At 56.7% G+C, this 878-nt stretch carries 2 protein-coding genes; both read left to right on the top strand.

Going from position 1 to position 878, the window contains the following annotated elements; translation table 11 throughout:
- Positions 1-109: 109 nt before the first annotated feature.
- Positions 110-487, top strand: a complete 378-nt coding sequence (locus tag V6767_RS22670; protein WP_448475502.1) for a transposase — start codon at positions 110-112, stop codon at positions 485-487.
- The coding region (locus V6767_RS22665) for a transposase (protein WP_448475503.1) at positions 478-878 on the top strand (401 nt) is incomplete at its 3' end. The genes V6767_RS22670 and V6767_RS22665, both read left to right, overlap by 10 nt.

The raw sequence follows: 878 nt of genomic DNA, 5'->3' as shown, positions 1-878 counted from the left end.
GCTAGGCGGTGTGGACGGATTGCCGCAGTTTGAAGAAATGGGATTCCCCGGCTGAGCTTTGTCTGATTCATGGGATGTCGACTGATTGGAGGTCGACATGAGCACGAAGATGACAGAGGACGACTGGCGGATAGCGCTTGAGGTTTTTCGGGCATCGCTACCCCGACGTGGCGACAAAGGCCGCGATGACCGGCTTTTTCTGGAGGCCCTTCATTATTTCGCGGTTCACAATATCACCTGGCGTGCCCTGCCGGAGCGCTTCGGCAAATGGAATAGCGTCTGGAAACGGTTCGACCGACTGAGCAAGGGCGGCACCTTCGATCTCTTCTTCGAACATCTGGCCTCTCTGTCCTCCACGGCCAGTCTGGTTCAGATGTTCGATTCCACAATCGTCCGTGCTCATGTTTCGGCTGCTGGCGCAAAAGGGGGCAGAAAGGTCAGGCGCTCGGCCGGTCACGCGGCGGTTTCACGACTAAAATCCATCTGAAGACGGATTTCGACGGGTTGCCAATCGCATTCGATCTGACCGGAGGCGAAAAAGGCGATGCTCCGCATTTCCGGATTCTGTTGGACCTCGGTCCCGACGTAACACCCCGCGCGGTTGTCGCAGACAAGGGCTATGCCAGCAAGGCCAACCGCAACGCAGCCCGTTCTTGCGGTGCCATTCCGGTGATCCCGCATAAAACCAACGAGAAAGAAAAACCCGCCCGCTTTGCCAAGGCCATTTATCGAGGCCGCGCCCGCATCGAGCAGGCTGTCGGGAAACTCAAACGCTTCAAACGGGTTGCCCTGCGCTGTGAGAAAACCAAACGCAACTTTTCAGCCATCGTTTCAATCGCTGCAGCATTCAACCTCATAAAATCCGTCCACACGGCCTA

Source organism: Martelella sp. FLE1502, from assembly GCF_053484255.1.
This window is presented reverse-complemented; position numbering and strand designations above follow the sequence as displayed.